The 6535-nt window shown below is 71.0% G+C and carries 5 protein-coding genes and 1 pseudogene; 2 read left to right on the top strand and 4 right to left on the bottom strand.

The window, feature by feature from the left end; translation table 11 throughout:
- From HYE82_RS32720 to HYE82_RS32705, 4 genes and pseudogenes are all read right to left on the bottom strand, one after another.
- A pseudogene (locus HYE82_RS32720) lies at positions 1–611 on the bottom strand (transposase); the annotation flags it as partial.
- A 104-nt stretch (positions 612–715) separates the two neighbouring features.
- Positions 716–1393 carry a TnsA-like heteromeric transposase endonuclease subunit gene (locus HYE82_RS32715; protein ID WP_309144525.1) on the bottom strand — a complete coding sequence of 226 codons (678 nt, stop codon included), beginning with the start codon at positions 1391–1393 and terminating at the stop codon, positions 716–718.
- Positions 1394–1641: 248 nt separating this feature from the next.
- Positions 1642–2631, bottom strand: coding sequence for a DNA-binding protein (locus HYE82_RS32710; protein WP_218783319.1), 990 nt, complete (start codon positions 2629–2631; stop codon positions 1642–1644).
- 407 nt (positions 2632–3038) lie between these two features.
- On the bottom strand, positions 3039–5516 hold the full coding sequence (locus HYE82_RS32705; protein WP_179177840.1) for a DEAD/DEAH box helicase: 2478 nt from the start codon (positions 5514–5516) through the stop codon (positions 3039–3041).
- A gap of 160 nt (positions 5517–5676) precedes the next feature.
- Here HYE82_RS32705 and HYE82_RS32700 point away from each other — a divergent pair, with 160 nt between their 5' ends.
- Positions 5677–5865 (top strand): hypothetical protein, encoded by a 189-nt coding sequence (locus tag HYE82_RS32700; RefSeq protein ID WP_179177839.1) that lies wholly within the window; start codon positions 5677–5679, stop codon positions 5863–5865.
- Positions 5866–6014: 149 nt separating this feature from the next.
- Positions 6015–6197 carry a hypothetical protein gene (locus HYE82_RS32695; RefSeq protein ID WP_179177838.1) on the top strand — a complete coding sequence of 61 codons (183 nt, stop codon included), beginning with the start codon at positions 6015–6017 and terminating at the stop codon, positions 6195–6197.
- Positions 6198–6535: the final 338 nt, after the last annotated feature.

Raw genomic sequence — 6535 nt, 5'->3', positions numbered from 1 at the left:
GGTGCCGGGCCGTTCGTGGGGTCGGACAGGGCTTTGGCCAGGCGGTAGAACGTCGCCTGGGCGGGCATCTTGACGGTGCCGGGGCCGTGGGTTTCCTCCAGGACCTGCGCGGTCAGCTGTCGCAGGCCCCCCACAGTGCCCTGGGAGCGTCCGTGCTGGCGCTGCATGGCCTCCAGCACCGCCGCGACGACCCGCTCGTCGTTGCGTCCGGTGCGGCTGCTGGTGCGGGTGGTGCGGTGGTCGACCAGTCCCCACAGGCCCTGGGCGCGGTAGGACAGGCGCATGCGCTGCACGGTGGTACGCGCGACGTCGGCGAAGCCGAGCGCGGTCAGTTCCTCGGCCTTGGCCTGCTCGCGCTGGGCCAGGGTCCGGGCCCGGGGGTCGTACTCGGGACGCGGCGCCCGTCCGTTGTCCGCCGCAGGCAGCCCGGTCTCCACTTCGATGATGTGCCGCTGCCATGCCAGGGCCCGTTCCTGCTCGTGCAGCGGCACGGTCGCGAACAGACCCCACTGCGGTACCGGGGCCGCCACGGCAGCACCGACCAGGGCGAAGTCGGCCGTGGCGAACAGGTAGTTCGCCAGCAGCGTCGCCACCGTCCCCTGTCCGTCCATCAGCCGCACTTCCTGCCCTGTCAGGCCCACGACCTGCCAGGTCCGGCTCTCGAAGACCACGTGCCCCCCGACCGCCAGGACCGGCCGGCGTCCCGCGGCCCGGCTCACCGCCCCGCCCCCGCCGTGAGGCCTGCCCCGGTCCCGGTCAGACCGGGAATGACGAGCACGCCCGCGTGCAGGGGTGCCTCCAGCGACGCTTGCAGCCGGTGCGCCCACAGCGCGTGGTAGACCACCGGCAGTACCGCCAGCGGATTGCCCACCGCCCGTACTCCCTCCGCCAGCGGCCGCGGCCGGGAGAACGCCTCCAGCACGGCCTCCTCCACCTGTGCGGCGCCGCGGAAACGCGGGTGCCGGTACCCGGCCAGCCACCGCACATTGCCCGCGATCACCGGCCCCGGCGGCTCCAGCCGCCGGTAGACCCACCCGACCCGTTCACACGCCGCCCTCACCGCCTCACCGGCCCGCTGCGCCGCAGCTCCGCCCGCTCCGGGCCTGGCGGGGCAGTCGGCGAGCATCCCGGTCCCGTCCGCGTACCGGGCGAACAACTGCGGCACCCAGGAGCGGACCGCCCCTTCGTGGTCGCGCCACAGCATCCGCACCGGCCGTCCGGCCAGGCCGACCACGGCCGGGTCGCGGTCCAGCAGCATCAACTGCGTGACCATGGCGGCCGAGCCGTGCGCCACATGTCCTCCGGTCGTGGCCGACCACCACCAGCCCGGACCCCACCTCTTACCCGGAGCAGTCGGGAACGCCGACACCGGCCGCAGTTCCTCAAACCGCACCGGTGCCGCAGCGCCTTCCCACCGTTCCTGCTCCAGGCCGCCGGGCACGTCGAACACTGCCTCGAAGCCCCCGTGAGACGCTTCTGGTCCTGTCGGCACATGCGTGCGTTGATCAGCCATGACGGGCAGCCAAGTACGTGAGAAAGCCGCAGATAGAGCGATACGGCGATGACGGCACCCGTCTGAGTGCAGCCCCGGCAAATCCAGCTCGTGCCACGCACGGCTGTGCTAATGCTGCGCGTGGCAGCCTACGAACCACCCCCTTCCAACGTCTCCCGGTGTTCGGTGATGTCGTGCTGGAGCTCGGGGGCGGGAATGTGGGTCCAGGCGCTGAGATGGTCCAGAGGGACGCCGCCGACGTGTGCGGCGCTGGCGACGGCGACCATGGCCTGGTCCAGGCCGCGCATGCCCTGGTGGAGGGTGTCAATCAGGTGCCGGGTTGCGGCGGCGAGGTGCCCGGTGTCGTGGAGGTCCAGCGTGGCCAGGAGTTCGGTGGTCTCGCGGAGCTTGTGCTGGATCCAGGCCCGCTCGCCGGAAGGGACCGAGGCACGCCAGCTGGTGGTGCCGTCGGCGCGCTCGGCGAGTCTGCGTAGCTGCGCGGTGACGGAGACGGGCTGGTCCTCACGCCGGACCCGCCAGGGGTCCTGGTCGCATCCGGGTACGCTGACGCTGCGGTGTTCACGCAGGACCGCGCCCATCCAGGCCAGCAGCGAGGGGCTGCTGTTCACGGCCGCTTCTTCGCCGAGCCAGGGCCGTCCCATGCGGCTGCCGAGCTCGCGGCAGAACCCGCCGTCAGCCGGGATCGGCCGGACCCGCTCACCGCCGCCGTCGGCCCGCACCAGGCCGCGCATCCCCGGGTCGAGGAGTGAGCCGGCGACCGTGACCAACTCGGGGAAGGTGGCGGCTTCGCGGGCCACGGCGCGCCACCACCAGAACTCCCGGCCGGCGTCGCCTCCGGCCAGTTGATGCAGACGGGCCGGCCAGATCCGTTCCCTGCGCCAATCCAAGGCCTGGTCCCACCACTGGCACACGACCGCCCGCGCGAGCGTGAACACCGCGCCTGGGTCCACGCCGCCGTTTCGCGCGCGGCGGGCCACCGCGGTCCATCGGTGCTGAGCCGAGATGACGTCCGGGCAGTGGCGCAGGTCCAGGCGCAGCAGTCCGTGGGCGTCACCGGCGTCCAGGGCCCACTGCTGGTGACGCGGGCATACCCGCTGCCAGCCGTGCAGGTACCGCATGGCGGTAGCTGGTTGCCCTGTGCGCCGGGCGGTACAGGACCGGCAGGCGTACGCGACGGGAGCGTGTACGGCGGACCCCGCGCGCCACAGGCCCAGTGGCTGTGGGGCTGCCTCGTCCGTCCCGAAAACCCCAGGTGCTCTGTTCCAGGCGGGCAGGGCCTTCGCCAGGTTCTGCGAACCGACACCACACAGTTCGGCCAGGACGCGGCGTCCGGCCCGGTTGAGGAGGATCTCGGAGTCGGGGCGGGGGCCGGCGACCCCTGGGATGCGTGGGGCCTGGTTGGACCACTGCCAGCAGGAGCGCAGATCGCCAGCGTCAATGGCGTACGAGCACGCTATCCGGCCGAGGAAGGAGAGCACGGTCTCCTGGGCAAGCGGCGCGACCCGCAGCACAGGCACGGCGCCGATCACCAGTCGATCCCGAGGTCGGCGAGCGCGGCGAGCTGGCCGGCGTCGAGTCTGTCGCGGCGTTGTTTCTGGTTCGCCAGCCACACCCCGGTCCGGTGCGGTCCGTCGGGGAGGTGCTCGACATGCGCCCGGGACGGGGTGCCGCCTTCCCGTTCCATGTACTGCGCGAGGGCCGTGAGGCCCTTTTGGAACGCCTCGCTGCTCTTGCCCGACCCGGAGGCTGCAGCGGCCTTCACCGGGCCCCTGCGCGCCCGTTCGGCCTTCTTCACGCCCAGTTCTGCGAGGCGCCGCCGCTGCTCCTCGTTGAGCCGGTCCCAGTCCCGCCGCTGGGTGGAGAGCCAGCGTCCGATGTCGTCGCCGTGCCGGGTCACCCCCGGCACGACATCGTCGAGTCGCGCGCCGCCCGCGAGGAGCTGGGCGAGGTAGGCGTGGTGGCGTTGCCAGTCGACCGTCCACCCTCGCTCGCGCGGGTTCCAGTCGGGATCGATGGCAGCGAGTTCGGCGGCCCGTCGGCGGGCGCGGCCGGGGTCTTTGCCGAGTCCGCCGGGCCTGCGTACGTTGGTGAGCCACTGCCCGACCGGCTTGTCCAGCGCGGTGGCGTGCCGCGGGGCGGCCAGCGTCCCGTGCAGGGCGAAGTACGCCCGCGCGGCCGCCAGGTTCTCGGTGAACGCTGCGTCGGCGGTGTCCCACACGATGCCCAGCTCCTCCAGCTCGGCCGCGTGCTCGCCGCTCATGCTCCCGGCCCGGTAGGCGCGCCGCTGGTCGGAGAGCCACCTGCCGAGGGGGTACGCGCCCTCGACGTGTTCGTAGGGCACCTCCAGGTCGCCCTCTCGCTCGCGGTAGCGGAGTGCGGCCTCGGCTCCGCGACGCCAGTCCTGCCGCTCGGTGTTGAGGACCAGGTAGCTGATCCACTTCGCGATCAGTGCCGGATCGCGGGGGGCCGCGAACCGGAGGAGGAGTCGGGTCTCTTCCTGGCCTTCCTCGGGCGGCGGACCGATCGGAAGCGACGGCTCGGCAACCTGCTTCTGGTTCTCCTGTGGAATTGCGAGCATTTCCACCGCGCGTTCATCGTGCGCCCTCAGGCCTTCCAGTACCCGGATGAGAGGGCCGTACGAGTTCGAGGAAAGAATGTCTTCCGGCTTTTCACCCTCTTCGAGAAAAACAGGCACGATCAGCGTCGCCATTTTCCCCTGCCCGGGGGTTTGGCGCAGGGCCCGGCCGATGGCCTGGACGATGTCGACGGACGATCCCTTGGGGTCGATCAGGGCTACCGAGTCGACGGCGCGGATGTCGATGCCCTCGCTGAGGACCTTGCAGTTGGAGAGGACGGCGCGGCCGGCCCGCCGCCCGAAGTCGTCCAGCACCGCTCGTCGGTGGTCGCCCTCGTGCTCCCCGCACAGCCACCCCGACCACACCCGCTCCGGATGCCGGCCGGGGTCGACCCGGTGGAGCCGGGCGGCCACCCGGGGCAGGCCCTGGGCGAAGGCCTCCGCCTCGATCGTGCGGTGGTGGAAGGTGATGGTGGTCTTCAGCCCGTGCGCCGCCATCGTCTCCAGCAGAGCAGCCTGCATCGCTGCGAGGCGCTCGCCCCGCAGCCGCTCCTCGTACCGCTCCTCGCCGACGAGCCGGTCCGGGGTGACGATGGGGTCGGTGAGCTCGGCGACCACGATCTGATACTTCGCCAGCAGCCCCCTGGAGACCGCCGATGCGAGGGACAGCTCGTAGACGACCGGCCCGAAGACCTTCTCGTCGTCCATGGAGCACGCCATCTCCCGAGGGAGCCGGTCCCACACCCGCCGCGTTCGCACACCGGCCTTCTCGTCCACCACCTCGGTCTGCGCCTCGTACAGGTCCCGCTCCTCGCGGGACCTCGGCGGGCGCTCCTTCCAGATCCGGGGCGTGGCCGTCATGTACAGCCGGCGCATCGCCGGGATGACCTCCTGGTGGTGGACATCCGCCCAAGCCTTGCCCGCAGACCCCGAGGTGCGGTGCGCCTCGTCGACGACGACCAGGTCGAAGACGTCCATCGGCAGCCCGTACTCGCCCCGGTGCGCCTCGGCCAGTACGGGCAGGGAAGCATAGGTGGCGTAGACGGTGACCGGGCCGCTGCCGTGCCACAGGGCCAGTTGGGGCGCAGAGGTGGTGGAGCGGACGTCGAGCTGCCACAGCTGGACGTCGTCTTCCAGCGAGCAGACCGCGACCGCAGGCCCGGTGTGGCCGGCGGCCCGCCACTCCCGGGCGGTCTGGGTGAGCAGGTCCAGGGTCGGCAGCAGCACCAGGACCCGGCCGCCCCGGGCCAGCCGGAGCGCGGCCGCGGCCGCCATGAACGTCTTCCCGGTCCCACAAGCGGCCACCACCGTGGCCCGCAGACCCGCCTCCGGAATCCGCTTCCCCGGCGGAATATCCAGACCACGGACAATCGCCTCCACCGCTTCCTCCTGGTGAGGGCGCAGTACGATGTCACCAGACTTCTGCATTCGGCACTCCGCTGAAAAGGAAGCGACGGGAGACCCGCCGGGGAGGGGGTGGCGATATTCTCGGGATACTACACACCACATCTTCGCATGATGCATACTGATGACTGTACCTGCACGGTGCTCGCTCTCCAGGCGCACCGGTGCTTGCGAACCCTGGGGGATGAGCATGGCGCTCGGCGTTGTCGTACCCTTCGCGATCTTCGGTCTCATTGTTCTGGCCGTATGCGTCGCGATCGCGTTCTTCAGGCCGAAGGGAGAGCGGACCGGCTGCCTTCTCGTGTCAGGCAGTCTCCTCCTACTGTGCGCGCTCACACTGGCCGCGTTCCTCGTCGAGGCGAACATGACATGACCCACGCCGCTCGGGAACGCCGAACCTGACACCTACCGTCATCGGAGTGTCATCGAGACCATATGGCCTGGGAGTGTCGTAGCGATGACGCCGACGGAATGGGGGAATGGCATGGAAGGCCCACCGAAAGGCGAGATGGGACCCTGCGCATGGTGGAGCAGGCGATGAGGATCCGCATGGTCTGGGAAGAGGTCACCGCAGCCCATTGGGGCCGTTCGTCCCAAGAGGTGAAGGAGGCGCTGACCGTAGCCGCCAGCCGATGGGCTGTCCCGATCGACGAGAGAGCCACCACCCTGACAGCCCTTTACATCGCCAACGGCTCCTGGGAGTAGCCCAGCAGACCACCCGTCACACTCCGTTCCAGCCTGCCAGATCCGCAGAGCGGCCTTGACCCCGAAGGCGAAGCCGGAGGGGTCGGAGTGGAAGCGAAGCGGACACCCCAACAGGCCGAAGGCCTGGACCCCGTGAAAACGGGGTCACCTCCCGTGCGCAGCACGGGAGGTCCTGGCCCGCGAAGCGGGCCCCGTTCGGGTGGAGCGCAGCGGAACCCGAACCAGTCCGAAGCGCAGCGCAGGGCCGGCCCGAAGGGCCGGCCCTGCGCTGCGCAGCAGCCCTCGCCGAGCGCAGCGAGGCGGTTTCGTTTCTACGCGCGCAGCGCGTAGGGACCCGC

This window comes from Streptomyces sp. BR123 (assembly GCF_013401435.1).
In the GTDB taxonomy this organism is placed as follows: domain Bacteria; phylum Actinomycetota; class Actinomycetes; order Streptomycetales; family Streptomycetaceae; genus Streptomyces.
The sequence above is the reverse complement of the archived record's forward strand: the minus strand, read 5'-3'. Positions and strand labels throughout refer to the sequence as shown.

Coding starts and splice junctions, on each gene's coding strand:
- HYE82_RS32705 (WP_179177840.1), bottom strand. CDS start 5,516: ATGCAGAAGTCTGGTGACATCGTACTGCGCCCTCACCAGGAGGAAGCG.
- HYE82_RS32695 (WP_179177838.1), top strand. CDS start 6,015: ATGGTGGAGCAGGCGATGAGGATCCGCATGGTCTGGGAAGAGGTCACC.
- HYE82_RS32710 (WP_218783319.1), bottom strand. CDS start 2,631: ATGCGGTACCTGCACGGCTGGCAGCGGGTATGCCCGCGTCACCAGCAG.
- HYE82_RS32700 (WP_179177839.1), top strand. CDS start 5,677: ATGAGCATGGCGCTCGGCGTTGTCGTACCCTTCGCGATCTTCGGTCTC.